The 16,578-nt window shown below is 70.7% G+C and carries 15 protein-coding genes; 8 read left to right on the top strand and 7 right to left on the bottom strand.

The window, feature by feature from the left end:
• Window positions 1–52: 52 nt before the first annotated feature.
• From OV079_RS39450 to OV079_RS39430, 5 genes are all read right to left on the bottom strand, one after another.
• Window positions 53–862: a biotin--[acetyl-CoA-carboxylase] ligase gene (locus OV079_RS39450; protein WP_267774820.1), complete on the bottom strand. Its 810-nt coding sequence runs from the start codon at window positions 860–862 to the stop codon at window positions 53–55.
• Between the two features lie 283 nt (window positions 863–1,145).
• A complete protein-coding gene (gene nadC / locus OV079_RS39445) occupies window positions 1,146–2,009 on the bottom strand; it encodes a carboxylating nicotinate-nucleotide diphosphorylase (protein ID WP_267774819.1) in 864 nt (287 codons plus the stop codon).
• Between the two features lie 237 nt (window positions 2,010–2,246).
• Window positions 2,247–2,927, bottom strand: coding sequence for an HAD family hydrolase (locus OV079_RS39440; RefSeq protein WP_267774818.1), 681 nt, complete (start codon window positions 2,925–2,927; stop codon window positions 2,247–2,249).
• Window positions 2,924–3,742: a myxosortase MrtZ gene (gene mrtZ, locus OV079_RS39435; protein WP_267774817.1), complete on the bottom strand. Its 819-nt coding sequence runs from the start codon at window positions 3,740–3,742 to the stop codon at window positions 2,924–2,926. The genes OV079_RS39440 and mrtZ overlap by 4 nt, the downstream gene beginning before the upstream one ends.
• Window positions 3,743–3,767: 25 nt before the next feature.
• Window positions 3,768–4,064 carry a hypothetical protein gene (locus tag OV079_RS39430; RefSeq protein ID WP_267774816.1) on the bottom strand — a complete coding sequence of 99 codons (297 nt, stop codon included), beginning with the start codon at window positions 4,062–4,064 and terminating at the stop codon, window positions 3,768–3,770.
• 439 nt (window positions 4,065–4,503) lie between these two features.
• Here OV079_RS39430 and dnaG point away from each other — a divergent pair, with 439 nt between their 5' ends.
• The 5 genes from dnaG to OV079_RS39405 all read left to right on the top strand — a co-directional run bounded on the left by dnaG (window position 4,504) and on the right by OV079_RS39405 (window position 11,018).
• Window positions 4,504–6,387: a DNA primase gene (gene dnaG / locus OV079_RS39425; protein ID WP_267774815.1), complete on the top strand. Its 1,884-nt coding sequence runs from the start codon at window positions 4,504–4,506 to the stop codon at window positions 6,385–6,387.
• A 79-nt stretch (window positions 6,388–6,466) separates the two neighbouring features.
• A complete protein-coding gene (rpoD, locus tag OV079_RS39420) occupies window positions 6,467–8,314 on the top strand; it encodes an RNA polymerase sigma factor RpoD (protein ID WP_267774814.1) in 1,848 nt (615 codons plus the stop codon).
• A gap of 104 nt (window positions 8,315–8,418) precedes the next feature.
• Entirely contained in the window at window positions 8,419–9,480 is a 1,062-nt protein-coding gene (locus OV079_RS39415; protein WP_267774813.1) for a hypothetical protein, read from the top strand.
• 122 nt (window positions 9,481–9,602) lie between these two features.
• A complete protein-coding gene (locus tag OV079_RS39410; protein ID WP_267774812.1) occupies window positions 9,603–10,184 on the top strand; it encodes a hypothetical protein in 582 nt (193 codons plus the stop codon).
• Window positions 10,185–10,253: 69 nt separating this feature from the next.
• Entirely contained in the window at window positions 10,254–11,018 is a 765-nt protein-coding gene (locus OV079_RS39405; protein ID WP_267774810.1) for a TerC family protein, read from the top strand.
• On the opposite strand, the gene OV079_RS39400 is transcribed toward OV079_RS39405, so the two are convergent.
• Together OV079_RS39400 and OV079_RS39395 are read right to left on the bottom strand one after the other, a co-directional pair.
• Window positions 11,006–12,580, bottom strand: a complete 1,575-nt coding sequence (locus OV079_RS39400; RefSeq protein ID WP_267774809.1) for a protein kinase domain-containing protein — start codon at window positions 12,578–12,580, stop codon at window positions 11,006–11,008. The genes OV079_RS39405 and OV079_RS39400 overlap by 13 nt on opposite strands.
• A 449-nt stretch (window positions 12,581–13,029) precedes the next feature.
• The gene (locus OV079_RS39395) at window positions 13,030–14,343 is read right to left on the bottom strand and encodes a formylglycine-generating enzyme family protein (protein ID WP_267774808.1); all 1,314 of its coding nucleotides are present in this window, start codon (window positions 14,341–14,343) and stop codon (window positions 13,030–13,032) included.
• A 551-nt stretch (window positions 14,344–14,894) separates the two neighbouring features.
• Here OV079_RS39395 and OV079_RS39390 point away from each other — a divergent pair.
• From OV079_RS39390 to OV079_RS39380, 3 genes are all read left to right on the top strand, one after another.
• Window positions 14,895–15,413: a methylated-DNA--[protein]-cysteine S-methyltransferase gene (locus OV079_RS39390; RefSeq protein WP_267774807.1), complete on the top strand. Its 519-nt coding sequence runs from the start codon at window positions 14,895–14,897 to the stop codon at window positions 15,411–15,413.
• On the top strand, window positions 15,407–15,982 hold the full coding sequence (locus OV079_RS39385; protein ID WP_267774805.1) for a hypothetical protein: 576 nt from the start codon (window positions 15,407–15,409) through the stop codon (window positions 15,980–15,982). Before OV079_RS39390 ends, OV079_RS39385 begins: the two co-directional genes overlap by 7 nt.
• A 187-nt stretch (window positions 15,983–16,169) precedes the next feature.
• Window positions 16,170–16,466 carry a hypothetical protein gene (locus OV079_RS39380; RefSeq protein WP_267774804.1) on the top strand — a complete coding sequence of 99 codons (297 nt, stop codon included), beginning with the start codon at window positions 16,170–16,172 and terminating at the stop codon, window positions 16,464–16,466.
• Window positions 16,467–16,578: the final 112 nt, after the last annotated feature.

Here is a 16,578-nt window from a genome sequence, read left to right as displayed (position 1 = left end):
ATCTCGTCGAGCCGCCCGACCCCACCCACGGGGCCGCGGTCCAGATCTGGGCTCACGGCGCCAGCCACACGTCGCCGGACTCGACCCGGCGCGGCGGCCCGCCGTCCGCCGGCGCGACCAGCAGCGCCCCGTCGTCCGCCAGCCCGAGCGCCGTCGCCTGCTCTTTCGGACCTGTCCCGTTCGACATGTCCACGAGCACAGCCCTCCCGACCAGCGCGCAGTGCGGCTCGTAGCGGCCGCGGATCGCCGCGAAGCCGCCGGCGAAGAACGCGTCGAGCGCCCGCTCCAGCGCGGGCAACACCTGCGCCAGCACCTCCTCGCGGCTCGGCACCGCCGCCTCGAGCTCGCGGCGCAGGCTCGTCGCCGACTGCGCCAGCGGGCCCGGGAACAGCGCCCGACCGACGTTGACGCCGAAGCCGACCACCACCTCGGGCGACGTCCCGACCCACCGCGCCTCGCAGAGGATCCCGGCCAGCTTGCGGCCGGCGACCAGCACGTCGTTGGGCCACTTCAGCTGCGCCGCCGGCAGCCACCGCGCCAGCCCCTCGCGCAGCCCCACCCCGACCGCCAGGCCGAGCGCCCCGATCGCCTTGCCCGGGGCGGGCCGCAAGATCGCGCTGACGTACAGGTCCTCGCCCGACTCCGACGCCCACGCGCGCCCGAGGCGGCCGCGGCCCGCCGTCTGCGCGTCGGCGGTGACCAGCGCCCCGTGCGGCGCCCCGGCGCGGGCCCACGCCGTCGCCCGGTCGTTCGTCGACCCGAGCTCCGCCCAGTGCTCGCGCGGCCGCCCGAGCCAGCGCGTCGCGAACGTCAGGTTTTCAAAGGAGTCGCTCACGCGCACCTCTCTGCGAGCGAGCACCACGCCTCGAGGGACATACTCCGCGCCGCGAGCACCACGGTCGCCGACCGTGCGGCGGCCCGGCGGTCGCCGCCCTCATACACAATCCCGACACTTCGCGCATCGAGCCGCACCTCGGCCGATCGCGCCCGCCTTCTGTCCCGACCGTTCGCGCGGCGGAGCGGACCGCGGACGATCGCCTTCGGCCCGTCGCGATGCGTCCGGCAATTCGGCGGTGAGTCCAGTGAGCCTTCACTGTCCCACTACATTCCTCTCGGAACATGTCTCTTCCAACATGTCCTTTCGCTCAGGCCCACGTCCCGTCGGCGCGCTCGAACAGCAGCGAGATGTCGGCCGCCGGCACGCTGTGCGTCAGGCGGCCCACGCTGATCACGTCGATCCCGAGCTGCGCCACCGCGGCGATGCGCTCGAGCCCCACCCCGCCGGAGACCTCGAGGATCGCCTTGCCGGCGGCGATCGCCACCGCCTCGCGCACGGCCGCGTCGTCCATGTTGTCGAGCATGATGATGTCGGCTCCGGCGGCCAGCGCCTCGCGCAGCTCCTCGTGGCTGGTGACCTCGCACTCGATCTTCATCGTGTGCGGCGCCAGCTTGCGGGCGCCCGCGATCGCCGCCGTGATCCCGCCCGCCGCGCGCACGTGGTTCTCCTTGATCAGCACCGCCGCCCCGAGGTCGTTGCGGTGGTTGTGGCCGCCGCCGCAGCGGACCGCGTAGCGGTCGAGCGCGCGCAGGCCGGGCATCGTCTTGCGGGTGTCGGTGATCCGGCAGCGGCCGCCGGCCGCGTCGACGTAGGCGCGGGTCAGGGTGGCCACGCCGGACATCCGCTGCAGCAGGTTGAGGGCCGTGCGTTCGGCCGCCAGCAGCGCCTGGGCCGGTCCCTCGATGCAGGCGATCTCGGTCCCCACGGCCACGCGCGCGCCGTCGCGCACGTACGCCGCGAAGCCGACGCCCGGCTCGACCCGGCGGAACACCGCCTCGGCCACCTGCAGGCCGGCCACCACCAGGTTCGCCTTCGCCACCATGTGCGCGCGAGCGCGCACCTCGGGGCCCACTGTCGCGCGGCCGGTGACATCGCCGCTGGCCAGGTCCTCCGCCAGGGCCGTCTCGATGATCGCCGCGACGGGTCCGAGCTCGCTCCAGGGGTCACGCATGGCCGGGAGGGTGCCACACGGCCCTGCCCGCCGCCACCGCGGTGCCCTGCCTGCCTGCGCGCCCTGCCTGCCCGCCCTGCCTGCCCTGCCTGCCTGCCCGCCCCGCCTGTCTGCGCGCCCCGCCTGCTTGCGCGTCCTGCCTGCTGCGCGCCCCGCCTGTCTGCGCACGGCCTGCGCTCCTCGCTCGCATCGACGCGGCCGAGTCACCCGACCTCCGTCGCGGGCTCGCCCTCTCGGTCACGCCGCTTGCCAGCGCTCGATCGGCCAGCCGAGCGCGCGGGCGCGCCGGAGCAGCCGCGGGTCGGGGCTCACCACTTGCGGCCGGCCGACGCGCTCGAGCATCGGCAGGTCGGAGAAGCTGTCCGAATAAAAGTAACTTCGGGACAGGTCGATGTCGTGCTCCGCGGCGAACCGCTCGGCCAGCACCACCTTGCCCGGGCCGGCGCAGGCGGGCGCCACGTGCTTGCCGGTGAGGACCCCGTCCTGCTCCTCGAGCCGGGTGCAGAGCACGTGTTCGACGCCGAGGCGCTCGGCCAGCGGCTCGACGGAGAAGCGGGTGCCCGACGAGAGCAGGGCGACGACGTGGCCGTCGCGGCGGTGGCGGGCTACGCGGGCCTGTCCTTCGGGGCAGATCCAGCGCACGATCTCGGCCTCGAACCACGCCCGCGTCTCGGCCTCGACCTCGGCCACCGGCACCCCTGCGTAGTCGCGGACGGCCTTGGTGGTCATCGCCTCGAGGTCGAGCAGCGAGAGGCGGTAGCGGACCACCCACGTCAGCGAGCGCAGCGCCTTGGCCGCCGACATCTTGCCGATGCGTCGCTGGTGGCGCACCCACAGCACCGCGGAGTTGACGGCGAGCAGCGTGTGATCGACGTCGAAGAAGGCCCCCACGGGGTTCGGTTCGGGCCTGGTCGTCACGCGCGGAAGGTACTCGCCAGGAGCAGCTCCATCAACAGGTTGGCGCTCATGTGGAACAGGGCGGGGGCCCAGAGGTTGCCGCTGCGGCGCCACAGCCAGGCGAACACCAGCGCCGGGAAGAAGGTCGCAAGCCGCGCCGCCTGGGCCATCCCGACCAGGTGGCCGACGGCGAAGAGGAGGCTCGACAGCACCGCGGCCACGCCGATCTGGGCGCCTAAGATGCGCCGGCGCGGCGGGAACCGCTCCTCCAGCGCGCTCATGAGGTAGCCGCGGTGGAACACCTCCTCGGCCAGGGCCACCGCGAACAGGCCCTCGACCACCTGGAACACGAAGCCGAGGCCGAAGGTGGCGGTCCAGGTCGCCGGCAGGCGCAGCGACTCGGGCCAGAAGCCGCCGGAGTGGCCGCGGCACAGCCGCTCCAGGTAGCTCTCGAGGCCGCCGGCCCACGGCGTCATTTGCTCCGCCCACAGCGCCGGGGCCAGCACTCGCAGGTCGCCCGCGCAGACCTGGTCGTAGAACCACCAGAACCCGAGCACGAACGGCGGGAACACCAGCAGGCAGGCGCCCACGGCCCAGCGGAGCGCGCGCCAGCTCCACGGCGGGATCGGGCCGTCCGGGCCGACCTGGTAGCGGGCCTGGACCTCCGGCTCGTCGCGCAGCAGCCAGCCGGGCAGGAAGTAGAACGCGGCCACCAGCCCGGCCCCGCGGACCATCGACAGGCCGGGGACGAGGCCCAGCAGGCCGTATGCGGCGTACAGGCCGCAGGTCGCGAGCACCGCGGTGCGGGCGCGCCGGCTGGCCTCGGGGGACGTCACGGCGCGCGAGCTTACCTCACTGGCCTCAGCGCAGGCTGGTCGCCAGCTTCGTCAGCCGGCGGCGCAGCGTCTCGAGGTTCTCGACCAGCATGTCCACGTGGTCGAGCACGCGGACGTCGCTGGCCAGCGCGTGGACATCCTCACGCTTTATGCGGGGGCTCTCGAGCATCCGCAAGATCTCGGTCAGATAGCCCTCCACGTGGCCGAGCGCCATCCCCGTCTCGCGGAGGTCGTCGTCGATGAACAGCACCAGGTTCTCGACGCCCCGCACGCCGCGGAGGGCGTCGCTCTCCGGGTAGTCGCGCGAGGCGCGGTCCATCATGCGGTCGCGGGCGCGGGTGCGGTTGCCGCTGCGGCGGCGTTCCCGGCCGTCGAGCTCGCGAGCCTCAGCAATTTCTGGACCATCCAGGGGCAGGGGGGAGCCAGCGACTCGGGCATGGCGGTGGCATGGCAGGCATCGCGGCGCCCGGCAAGTTTTCGGCTAAATCCTCGTGCGTGGTCCTCCACGGCCGATCCGACGCGCGCCACGCCTGCTCATCGGAGCAGATGTTCACGTCTTCGCCGGTCTGTCCGGCCCTGCGTGAAGATCCTAACGAGCGCGCGCAGGGCCTGGCCGGAGGAGTTGTCCTAATCTGTGCCGCTCGAAGCGGCCGGTAGGGCGCAGCGGGCGGTCAAAGCCTCTTGCGCCCGAACTTCGGGGCCCCGGTGGCCTTCACAGCAGAATCAGCGGAAACCAGGCGCGCGCGGCCAGAACCTCTGTGATGATCCCCGATGAGAAACTGCAGGAGCTGCGGGATCGGATCGACATCGTCGATTTGATCGGGCGCTACGTCGGGCTCAAGCGGGCGGGCAAGAACTTCACCGCGTGCTGTCCCTTCCACCAGGAGCGCACGCCGAGCTTCTTCGTCAACCCCGAGCGGCGCAGCTACAAGTGCTTCGGCTGCGGCGTGTGGGGCGACGGCCTCGACTTCGTGATGCGCATGGACGGGCTCGGCTTCCTCGAGGCCGCGCGGCACCTGGCCGGCGTGTTCGGCGTCACCTTGCCCGAGGGCCTGGTCGACCGGAAGTCGAACGAGCAGCAGCTCGAGCTCGAGAAGGCCCGCGAGATCACCCAGGTCGCCGCCGACTTCTACCGTGAGATGCTGGAGAGCCGGCCCGAGGGCAAGCTCGGGCGCTTGTATCAGCAACAGCGCGCGATCAGCCCCGAGCTGGCCGCCACCTTCATGCTGGGTTACGCGCCCGCGCCGGCCGAGTCGGGCAGCTGGGACCGCCTGAAGCTGCACCTGCAGTCGAAGGGCTGCGACCTCGCGCTGGCCGAGAAGCTGGGCCTGCTGGTGCGCAGCGACAAGGGTTCGGTCTACGACCGCTTCCGCGGGCGGCTGATGTTCCCGGTGCTGCAGTCGAACCGCAAGCCGATCGCCTTCTCCGGGCGCATCTTGCCGGAGTACGCCAAGGACGCCGACGGCCGCGAGGCGCCGAAGTACTTGAACAGCCCGGAGTCGCTGCTCTACACCAAGAGCAAGACCCTGTTCGGGCTGCACGTCGCCGGCCAGGCGATGAGCCGGGCGCGCCGGGCGATCCTCGTCGAGGGCAACGTCGACGTCGTCAGCATGCACCAGCGCGGCTACGTCGAGACGGTGGCGCCGCTGGGCACGGCGCTGACGGCCCAGCAGGCGGCCATCCTCAAGCGCTTCACCGACACCGTGGTGCTGTGCTTCGACGGCGACAACGCCGGTCGCAAGGCCATCCGGGCCGCGATCCCGATCTTGCTCGAGGAGGGCCTCGACGCCCGCGTGGTCGCGCTCGACCCCGGCGCCGACCCTGACAGCACCGACCCCAAGCGTTTGGCCGCCCTGCTCGAAGAGCCAGGTTCGGCGCTCGAGTGGCTGGTCAAGCAATGGGTGGCCCAGGGCGCGCTCGACTCGATCGACGCGCAGGAGCGCGCGATCTCCGCTTTGCAGCCGCTCCTCGGCAAGGTGAAGAGCGACGCCGCCCGCGAGCGCTATGCCGAGCGCGCCGCAAAGTTGCTCAGGCTGCCGGTGGGGCGCATATCGTCGCGCCAGAGTCCGCACGGACCGCAAGGTCCTCAAGGAAACCGTGCCGCGCCCAGCCCGCCGTCTCGCCACGCCGCCTCGCCGTCCGCGCCTGCACGGCCCTTGCCCGAGCTTCCGCGCCATCAAGTTGCGCTGCTCGCCCTGCTGGTGGACAACCCACACCTGGCCGAGAAGGCCGAGCAGGCGGGTGTGCAGCACTACGTGACAGATCGCAGACTTTCGCCCATCGCCGAGATGGTGGTGCGGCAGGCCCTCGTCGGCGAGAACCCGACCGAGGGCGAGCTGCTCGAGCTCATCCCGCCCGAGACGCGGCGCCAGGTCCACGACGCGGTGTTCGTCGGCACCTTCCGCGACACGCAGGACGACCCGGTGATGCTGCTCAAGGACTGCATCCTCGATTGCCGACGCGAGCAGCTCAAGGCCGAGTCGCGGCGGCTCGACGTCCAGCTGCGCGAGGCGAAGGAGCGGGGCGATCTCGACCGCGCCCGCGAGCTGTCGCTGAAGAAGATCGAGCACAACCGTCAGCTCGCCAACCTCGACGAGCACGCCTTGATTCCTCCGTCGCAACCACCATCGGGCCTGCGGGCCTGATCGTCCGTAGTCCTCCGGGGCGCGGAGCTTCCTTCTCGCCTTTGTCGCATACGCAGTCACTCCGAGGCCAGAGCACCCTATGACCCCCAGCAAGACGCGCACCGTGGACCGTGAGAAGCTCAAGAAGCAGCTCATCGCCTTCGGCAAGAAGAAGGGCCACGTCACTTACGACGAGCTCCACGAACTCCTGCCGCCCGACCTGATCGACCCCGAGGAGCTGAGCGAGTGGGAGCGGACGCTGCAGGACGAGGGCGTCCAGGTGATCGCCGGCGAGGCCGCCGCCAAGGAGGCCGCCAAGCCCAAGCTGGCCACGCGCAAGGTCATGCCGAAGCGCGACGAGGACCCGGAGGACGAGCCCTCGCGCACCAACGACCCGGTCCGCATGTACCTGCGCAAGATGGGCAGCGTCTCGCTGCTCACCCGCGAGGGCGAGGTCGAGATCGCCAAGCGCATCGAGCAGGGCGAGATGCGGGTCCTCGAGATCGCGCTCGCGTCGCCGGTCTCGGTCCCCTACATCCTCGAGATGTTCGACCGCATCAAGCGCGGCCAGATCCGGGCCAAGGACGTGCTCAACATCTCCAACCCGGCCGAGGCCGGCCCCGGCGCGCTGCCGATGAGCAACGACCCGACCGCCCTCAATCAAGAGGCGGCCATGGAGAACCTCGGCAAGCAGGTCGAGCGCATCCGCCGGCACCAGAAAGAGCTCGACCGCATCAAGCTCATCCTCGCGGTCGACACCAAGAAGGCCGTCGTCGTCGCCGTCAACGAGCCGCCCACCCCGCCGCTCGACGACAAGACCCGCGAGGTCCACGCCAAGGCCGGCGAGGAGCACAAGCGCCAGATCCTCGAGGCCATCCAGGACATGAAGCTCGGCCGCCGCCCCATCGACGGCATCGTCGGCGAGCTCACCCTCCTCGTCGAGCGCGTCGCCCGGGCCGAGAAGGACCTCATCCAGTGCGAGCGCCGGGCCGGCATGGACCTGAAGGAGCTGCGCAAGCTCTTCAAGGACGTCCGCCTGTCCGAAGAGGAAGAGTTCAAGCTGTGTCGCCGCCTCGGCCTCCACCCCTCGGAGCTGCACGAGATCGAGGCGCGCATGAAGCTGGCGATCAAGCGCATCCGCGCGGTCGAGCAAGAGACCAACATGCGCGCGCCCCAGCTGCGCGAGCTGCACGAGCAGCTGATGACCGCCCGCCGCCAGGCCGAGAAGGCCAAGGCCGAGCTGGTCGAGGCCAACCTCCGCCTCGTGGTCTCGATCGCCAAGAAGTACACGAACCGCGGCCTGCAGTTCCTGGACCTGATCCAGGAGGGCAACATCGGCCTGATGAAGGCCGTCGACAAGTTCGAGTACAAGCGCGGCTACAAGTTCAGCACCTACGCGACGTGGTGGATCCGTCAGGCCATCACCCGCGCGATCGCCGACCAGGCGCGGACGATCCGCATCCCGGTCCACATGATCGAGACGATCAACAAGCTCATCCGCACCAGCCGCTCGCTCGTGCAGGAGCTGGGCCGCGAGCCCACGCCGGAAGAGATCGCCGAGAAGATGGAGCTGCCGCTCGACAAGGTCCGCAAGGTCCTCAAGATCGCCAAGGAGCCCATCTCGCTCGAGACCCCGATCGGCGAGGAAGAGGACTCGCACCTGGGCGACTTCATCGAGGACAAGAACATGATCTCGCCCACGGACGCGGTCATCAACATGAACCTCGCCGACCAGACCCGCCGCGTCCTCGCCACGCTCACCCCGCGCGAGGAGAAGGTCCTCCGCATGCGCTTCGGCATCGGCGAGTCGTCCGACCACACCCTCGAAGAGGTCGGTCAGGACTTCTCCGTCACCCGCGAGCGCATCCGCCAGATCGAGGCCAAGGCGCTCCGCAAGCTGCGTCACCCGTCCCGCAGCAAGCGCCTCAAGGCGTTCGTCGAGAACTGAGGCCGACCCCGGCTCAGGGCCGACCGCGCGGCGAGCGTCGTCACGACGCTCGCCGTCGTCGCGATTGCACATATGTCTCTTCGGTCATGTGGTAAGATTTCGCCATGCGCGTCGTTCGGCTCCTACGCACGCCGTGGTGCCCCTATTCCCTGACGTTCGCGGCCGACGGCGAGCGCATCGCGGTCGGCGGCGGGGCCTGGTACGGCGGCGGCGGGATCCTCCTCGCGCGCCTGGGCAGCGACGAACTCGCGCTGCAGCCCGCGGAGGCGCGCTTCACCGTCTCCGGCGTGTGCTTCTCGGGCGACGATCGCCACCTCGCCGCGTCGACGTGGAGCAGCAGCCACCACCACGGCCCCACGCACCTGTGGGAGGTGAACGATCTGTCGCTGCGCCCCGCCGCGACGCTGGTCCACGCCTACAGCGACCCGATCGGCGATCCCTGCCCGACCGGCGTGCTCCTGACCGGCGAGCGCGTCATCGTCCGCAACGACACCTCGATCGCCGCGGATGTCTTCGCGCTGTGGCCGACTCCGCCGGAGCTGCGGATCGCCGGCCCGCAGGGGCATCCGCGCGCTCACAGCGGGATCGCGGCGGTCGGCGACAGGGTGTTCACCGGCGGCGGCGGTTCGCTCGCGCTCGGCGGCTGGCGCCGCGACCTCGGCAGGTACGAGGCGGGCAAGGCCGCCGACGGCCTGGTGTCGGCGCCGCTCGCCGGCGACGGCCCGCTCGAGTTCATCCCCGCGCCGAGCCGCCGGATCACCGCGATCGCGACCCGCCCGGGCAGCGAAGGATTCGTGACCGGCGACCTCGATGGCGAGGTGCACCGCTGGACCTGGGCCGGCGCGTGGCGGTCCGAGCTGCTGCTGCGACGCGGCGGCGACCCGCACGATCGCGCGAGCGAGCTCGCGTGGGCCACGTACACGCCGCACAGCGTCGTCGCCATCTGCGCCCTCGCCGACGGCGAGCGGTGGGTCAGCGTGACCGCCGGCGGCGAGCTTCGCCTGTGGCGCGGCGATGATTCGCTGGGCGCGTGGTTCTTGCCCGAACGGGGCTCGCCGCGGGCCCTCGCCGCGCATCCCGCGAGGCCGGTGGTGGCGGTGGGGATCAAGCAGCAACACCACGCCGATCGACTGGCCGCGACGGTGCTGCTGGTCGACCTGGCGTGAGCGCCGAGCCGCGAATCGACGCGTTCGCGCGCGGGCGGGCCCGCGCGGCGCCGTGATTCGCTTCCGGCGCGGTGAGCGCGTGAGTGCGCGACGCTGCCGACCTGCGCTATGGTGGAGCTCGAGTGTCGCTCGTCCTCCTCGCCCTCATGCTCGTCTACGGCGCCATGCGGTCGGCCCTGTGGGCGCGGGGGCAGTGGCGGTTCTTTCGCATGCGGGGCGACTTGCCGCGGGCGGGCGCGCCGGCTCAGGCCCCCGCCCACCTCGGCGATTCGCTCACCCGGCTGCTCTCGCACAGCCACGCGGGCCGCGTGCAGCTCGTCGCCAGTGCGCGGCAGGTCACCGAGGTGCTCGTCGTCGACCCGGACGTGGCCTTCGGGTGCGTCCGGGACTTCCGCTTCCGGTTCGCGCTGGCGGGCGCCTGGTCGGCAGCCAACGCCTGGCTGCGGGCTTACGACGGCCTGCCCGAGCACGAACAGCGGCGGCTCGAGGAGTACGGCTACACCGCGCGGCAGTTCGGCGAGCGCCGGGTGGAGCTCGGCCGCGCGGTGCGTCGCTGCGTCCGCGCGCCCGCGCTCGAGCCGTTCCCGGTCGCCGACGTGACGGCGGTCCAGCAGCTCGTCCTGGCCCTGATCCGCGACCTCGAGGCCTGCGAGCGGGCCTTGCTGGCGGGTGCGCCCGAGCACCCGTACCGCGCGGTCGGCTGAGCTCGCCGTCGCTCGTCCCGGGGTCGGCTCGTCGGCCCGTGATTCTTAAATCGGGTTAAGCTTCGGCCCGTGTTCGACCCCGCCTCACTCGCCACTCCCGAGGTCTGGATCAGCCTGCTCACGCTCTCGGCCCTCGAGATCGTGCTCGGGCTCGACAACATCATCTTCATCTCGATCCTCGTGGGGAAGCTGCCCGAGGCGAACCGCGACCGCGCCCGCCGGATCGGCCTCATGGGCGCCTTCGTCACCCGCCTGGGCCTGCTGGCGACGCTCAGCTGGATCATGCACCTCGACAAGCCGTTCTTCGAGCTGCTCGGTCACCCCTTCACCGGCAAGGAAGTGGTGCTGCTCCTCGGCGGTCTGTTCCTGATCTACAAGTCGACGAAGGAGCTGCACGACAAGATCGAGGGCGACGCCGAGGGCCACATGGCGGCCAAGGGCGCGGCCACCGTCGGCGGGGTGATCTTCCAGATCCTGCTGCTCGACCTGGTGTTCTCGATCGACTCCGTCATCACCGCGGTCGGCATGGCCCAGGACCTGTGGATCATGGTCGCGGCCAACGTCATCGCCCTCGGGATCATGTTGCTGGCGAGCAAGTCGATCGCGGTGTTCGTCGACCGCCACCCGACCATCAAGGTGCTCGCGCTCAGCTTCCTGCTGACGATCGGCCTGCTGTTGACCGCCGAGGCGTTCGAGATCCACGTGCCCAAGGGCTACATCTACTTCGCCATGGCCTACTCGGTGGCGATCGAGATGGTCAACATCAGGATCGGCCGCAAGGGCAAGATCAAGCACGCGCCCGAGACCGACCCGCAGTCGGCTCACCCGTTCTGAGCCGGAGAACGGCCCCCGGCGCCGCGGCCTTCGGTCTTTGTCGGCGCCCCGGGCAGGGGCCGGCTCGATTCGATGGACTCGCACCGCACCAGCCGGTCGCTGCTTTCGGAGGGGCGGCCGACGAAGGCGACGAGCGCCTGCGCCAGCTCTCGCACCGAGCCGAATCGCTTCTCGCGGTCCTTCTTGAGGCAGCGAGCGACGACCTGCTCGAGCTCCGTGGAGACCTGGGGATTGAGCACGCTCAGGCGCTTGGGTCGCGAGACGATCACGCTCTCGCAGATCGACTCCACGTTCAGCCCCTCGAACGGGCGCATCCCTGCCAGCATCTCGTAGAGCACGACCCCCAGCGCCCAGATGTCGCTGCGGACATCGGCCTCGCTGGTCTGCAAGATCTGCTCGGGCGACATGTACTGCGGCGAGCCCGTCAGCCCCTCGGGAGCGACCGACGGCTTGGCGATCGGGTCGCTCCCCGGCAAAGCCCGCGCGACGCCGAAGTCCAGCACCTTGACGACGACGCTGTCGTCCTCACCGCGCACCAGGAACAGGTTCGAGGGCTTGATGTCCTGATGCAGGAGGCCGGCCGCGTGGATCTGCTGGACCCCGGCGCAGGCCTGCAGCGCATAGTCGAGCGCCTCCTGCACGGGCAGGACGCGGCGCTTGTCGAGGCACGTGTCGAGGTCTTCGCCGATGAGCCGCTCCATGACGATGTACGGCGCGCCGTTGCCCAGGTTGCCGACGTCGAGGATCTCCGACACGTGCTTGTTGCGGACGCGCATCAGCGCCCGCGCCTCGGTGGCGAAGCGCTCGATCATCGCCTGATCGAAGCGGGCGTTCGGCAGGAGGAACTTGATGGCGACCTTGCGATTCTCCTGCAGGTCGGTCGCCGAGACGACCACGCCCATGCCGCCGACGCCGAGGATGTCGCCCATGCGATAGCGACCGGCCACCGTGTCGATCGGCAGCGGCACGTCGGTGAACACGTCGGAGAACACCGTCGAGCGCGCGGCGAACAGCGCCGGGTCGAGCGCCGGCGGGGCGGAGGTCGTCGCCCGCGCCTCTCGCAATTGCCGGCGGAGCTTCAGCTCGTTCGTGACCTGGCGGGCGAGCATCTGCAGCGAATCGAGCTGCCGCGGCGAGATGCCGTGCGGGACATGATCGAACACGCAGAGCGTCCCGAGCACCACGTCGTCCTCCATCACCAGCGGCACCCCGGCGTAGAAGCGGACCGGTGGGTCGGCCAGCGTGAAGGGATTGTCGCAGAAGCGGGGGTCCTGAAGCGCGTCGGGCACGACCATGACCTCGTCCGGCTCGAGGATGGTGTGGGCGCAGAACGACAGCTCGCGCGGGGCCTCTTTCTCCTGCTGCGGGATCCCGACCTTGGCCTTGAACCATTGCCGATGGGCGTCGGTGAGGGTGATGACCGCTCTGGGGACATTGCACAAATGGGTGGCCAATTGCACAATGTCGTCGAACGCTGGCTCCGGTTCGGTGTCCAATATGCCGCAGCTCTGCAGCACCTGCAGACGCTGCCGTTCATTCGTCGGCTGAGACGGGTAGAGCATGGCCTACGTCGAACCAACCATTGTCCAGAACCATGGGCGCCGCAATGGGGTATACAGACAGACCCTGCTGTAAGATACGGGCGGTGCAGGTCCGCGGCGCGCCCGGCGAGCCGGCGAGCTCAAGCGACGGAGACGGCGGCAAACCCCCGCCGCGCCAGCACGAAGCGCAAAACGTGGAAGCCGTGACGGGCGGCTCCGCCCTTCGCTTTCTCGTCCAACCTTTGTCTCACTGTCGGTCCATCCGGCCACGGCCGAGAAGCACGCATCGGCCTGCGCACATAACATCGTTATCCATCGACCGGCAGATCTCGCCGCATAGGCGGCCTGGACTTCGCCGATGCGCAGCCCGTGCGCGCCGGCCCGCGACGCCGAGTCCGCGGGTTTTTCCTACTGCGCGGCGAAACTCGGCGAAAACACTGTACTACGAGGATTCCTCGCGGCCGGCGTCTTCACCGAGGCTTCTTTGCCGACTTCTTCTTCGCCGACTTCTTCGCGGCCATTTTCGATTGAGCAGACTTCGTCGCAGCTTTCTTCGTCGCACCCTTCTTCGCCGCAGACTGATCGCGCGGCTTGGTCGCGGCCGCCGCCTTCTTCGCAGCCTTCTTCGCGCCCTTGTCGGCGGATTCGGCTACGGCCACCTTCTTCGCCGAGCTCTTCGTCGCCCCTTTATCGGCGGACACGGCCGCCTTCTTCACGGACGACTTCTTCTTCGCCCCGCTATCGGCGGACTTGGCCACGGCCGCCTTCTTCGCAGCTGGGATCTTCTTCGCGGTGCTCTTCTTCGCTTCCAAGCCAGCGCGGATATGCTGCCCATCATCTGTCTCTTCAGGCATCTCTTCTTCATTAAAGTCCTCGTGCTCGCCGAGCCCGTACACCAGGCGGATCGACGCCCCGAATTCCGCCGCGCGTTCGGTCATGCGCATCGCGCAGAGCATCAGGTTCCACTCGCCGCAACCTTGCCAGGGGTAGCAATCGCCGGCGCCGCCGCGGACCACGTGCATCCCGGAGCCGGGCCAGGGCGCCCCGTCGTCGGGGGCACCGCGGTAGTGATCGTGCCAGTGGTCCGCGCACAGCTCCGGGTAGAGGCCGTAGCCGTGCAGGCCGAACGTGTTGTGGGTCGAGCCGTCCTCGTCCGCGAGCATCGCCTCGATCGTCGCGTCGTCGGGCAACGCGTCGCCCCACGGCAGCAGGCGGCGGTGCAGCCCGCCGCGGGCCGCGTACTCGAGCTCCGCCTCCGCCGGCAGTCGCAGCCCCGTGCCGAGCAGCACCGCGGTGATCTGCTCCGGGTTCAGGTGCGCCGGCGCCTTCGATACGTGGCCGTAGAGCGGGTCGCGCAGGTTCGGCAACCAGCGCAGCGCCCGGCCCACGCTCAGCACGCGCTGCGCGATCAAAAACGGCGGCACCACCACGCGGTGCAGCGGACGCATTTGCCCGATTTCGCTGAGCAGCAGATCGAACTCCTGATCGAAGTCCTCCGCCGCGGCCTCGGCCCGATCACGAGCGGCGCGGATCGTCTGCTCTTCTTCAGGCGACAGGCCCATGTCGAAGCCGCCTCCCGGCACCAGGCTCAGCTCGCCGACCGTCGCGTGCACGAACACCGCCACCGACGCGCTCGCCTGCCCGTAGCGGCGCAGGCCCTCGTATTTGCAGTCGGACCCCAGCTCCGCCGCGACCAGCTGCGCCAGCTCCTCGCGGCGCTCGTCGGTGGCGCTCGCCCAGAGGGTGTGGTCGAACAGCTCGGGGCCCGCGGCGACGTGCAGCATCCGCCCGTTTTACCAGGGCCGCGGCGCGCGTTGCATCCAGCATCGTCGCGCGCTCTGCTGCACGCGCGAGCAAGCGCGAGCGAGCGCGACCGTGTCCACGCATCCTGAGCGCGAGCGCTGCGCGCTCTCGAGATGTCTCGTCGCGGTTCGCGACTCGCGTGCGCCCCGTGTGCAGCGCGACCGTCGCGAGCGCGAGCTATCGGGCGCCTCGCAACCGTCGCAATCCTTCGTCGGGAGCCGCGGCCGCCGTCACCAGCGCCCGCCGCGACCCCTCGGGGGCACGAGCCATCGCCCGATCGGCCCGCATCCTCGGCTGCCGCTCGTCGCCCCCGCCGTTCCGTCCGCGTCGACGAATCGGTCACCCGCGAGCGCCCCGATCCGGGCTCGAGACGGCGTTCTCGCCGCGATGCGCGAATTCGGCGGCGCGCGTCGGCGCCCCGGTGTACACCCGTCGAGTGCCCCGCGCCCCCGTCCTCCCCCCATCGCTCGACTCACGGGCCGGCGCCTTTTTTTCCAAAAAATAAACCTGTCTCGAGGAACATGTCATGACAATGACCTTTTGGACATGGATGTCCAGCCCGATCGGCGACCTGCGGCTCGTCGCCGGCGGCGGAGCCTTGCGCCGCGTCCACCTGATCGAGCGGCGGAGCGACCCGACCCCGGCCGCCTACGGCAGCGAGCGGGACGACGAGCCCGTGTTGCAGCAGGCGCGGCGCGAGCTCGAAGAGTACTTCGTCGGTGCGCGTCGCCGCTTCGACGTCCCGCTGGGCGCCGAGGGCAGCGAGTTTCAGCGGGCCGTGTGGGCCGCGCTCATGGCCGTCGAGTTCGGCGCGATCTGCAGCTACGGCGACATCGCCCGGGCCATGGGGCGGCCCACCGCCACGCGGGCCGTCGGCGGCGCCAACAACAAGAACCCGATCCCCATCATCGTCCCCTGTCATCGGGTCGTCGGCAGCGATCGCAGCCTCGTCGGCTTCGGGGGCGGCCTCGAGCGCAAGCGGTGGCTCCTTGCCCACGAGGCCCGGCTGGTGGGCGCCGTGTTCCCCGGCTACGATCCGCCGCGATGTTGAAGCGGAGCTCGCTCGCGCTCGCCCTCCTCGCCGGCGCCTGCGCCACCAACCCCGACGGCGGTCGGCTGCACGAGATCCCCAAGGGCCTCGTGCACGTCGTCTTCACCGGCATCGACAGCGCCCCGCGCGAGGACCTCTCGTGGCGCGAGGCGCTGCGCCTGCAGGAGCGGGCCCGCGACGAGCTGCAGCGGACCGCCCGCGACGAGGGCCACGTCGCCTGGTTCTTCCACGCCTTCGACGAGGACGACCTGATCTTCATCCTCGCCCGCTGGCACCCCGGGCAGCTCGGCGGCACCTACGAGGTCACCGCGCGCTACAGCGTCCCGCGCACCCGCCGGGGCGAGCGGATGCTCGGCGTCGCCGACGAGATCGCCGAGTACGAGCGGGGCGTCGGCAAGCTCCACGCCGGCATGTCCCTCGCCGAGGTCGAGGCGGTGCGCGGCAAGCCCGACAAGCTCGTCGAGCTCGGGCCCTTCGGCGCCTTCGACATCCTCTACCCCGACCTGTGCGTCCGCTTCCTCGAGGGTCGCGCCGCGCACTTGTGGTCGCCCGAGCGCTGCCAGCCGTAGCCGCGACCTCGCGGTCGCGGCTCGTCCTTCGCTCGCCGCGGCGCCGCGCGCCTCAGCAGTTCGGGCACGCGCACGCCAGGTCGACCTCGCCCCCCCTGCGCCGCACAGGCCGAACGGCTCGGCGCATGCCTCGCCCGCGCACTCGCAGCTCGCCTTGCCGTTGCAGTCCGTCGGCAGCGGCAGGCACGTGCGGTTGGTTTCGAACGCCTGGAACTCGACGCACATCTGCGTCTCGGGGCACAGCTTGCAGTCGGGCACCTTGTCGCACGAGAGCACCGGCACGCACGCCCCGCTCCAGCACGCGCCCGCGATCCCCGGCAGCGTGCCCGGCGGGCAGTCGGGCGGCAACGAGTCGCAGGCGACCTCGCTGCTGCAGTCGACCTTCTCGGTGGTGCACTGGCCGAGCACGCACTTGGCCTCGTCGATGCCGATCTGCTCGCACTGCGTCTGGTCGCACTCGGACTTGCAGATCGGGTCGGTCTGATCGTTCGGGATGCCGTAGCACGAGCAGCAGTCGTCGTGCAGCTTGCAGTCGGCGTCGACCTCGCACGGCCCGCCGCCCATCCCGCCGGTCGTCCCCTCGGTGTCCGTCCCGC

Source organism: Nannocystis pusilla (genome assembly GCF_026626665.1).
In the GTDB taxonomy this organism is placed as follows: domain Bacteria; phylum Myxococcota_A; class Polyangia; order Nannocystales; family Nannocystaceae; genus Nannocystis; species Nannocystis pusilla.
Note: the sequence above shows the minus strand (reverse complement) of the source record. Positions and strands in the feature narration are given on the sequence as shown.

Excerpts from the sequence above, each read along its gene's own strand:
- OV079_RS39430 (WP_267774816.1), bottom strand. The coding sequence starts at position 4,064 with ATGATGGACCGCGCCTCGCGCGACTACCCGGAGAGCGACGCCCTCCGC.
- OV079_RS39385 (WP_267774805.1), top strand. The coding sequence starts at position 15,407 with ATGTTGAAGCGGAGCTCGCTCGCGCTCGCCCTCCTCGCCGGCGCCTGC.
- OV079_RS39390 (WP_267774807.1), top strand. The coding sequence starts at position 14,895 with ATGACCTTTTGGACATGGATGTCCAGCCCGATCGGCGACCTGCGGCTC.
- nadC (WP_267774819.1), bottom strand. The coding sequence starts at position 2,009 with ATGCGTGACCCCTGGAGCGAGCTCGGACCCGTCGCGGCGATCATCGAG.
- OV079_RS39400 (WP_267774809.1), bottom strand. The coding sequence starts at position 12,580 with ATGCTCTACCCGTCTCAGCCGACGAATGAACGGCAGCGTCTGCAGGTG.
- OV079_RS39415 (WP_267774813.1), top strand. The coding sequence starts at position 8,419 with ATGCGCGTCGTTCGGCTCCTACGCACGCCGTGGTGCCCCTATTCCCTG.
- rpoD (WP_267774814.1), top strand. The coding sequence starts at position 6,467 with ATGACCCCCAGCAAGACGCGCACCGTGGACCGTGAGAAGCTCAAGAAG.
- dnaG (WP_267774815.1), top strand. The coding sequence starts at position 4,504 with ATGATCCCCGATGAGAAACTGCAGGAGCTGCGGGATCGGATCGACATC.
- OV079_RS39395 (WP_267774808.1), bottom strand. The coding sequence starts at position 14,343 with ATGCTGCACGTCGCCGCGGGCCCCGAGCTGTTCGACCACACCCTCTGG.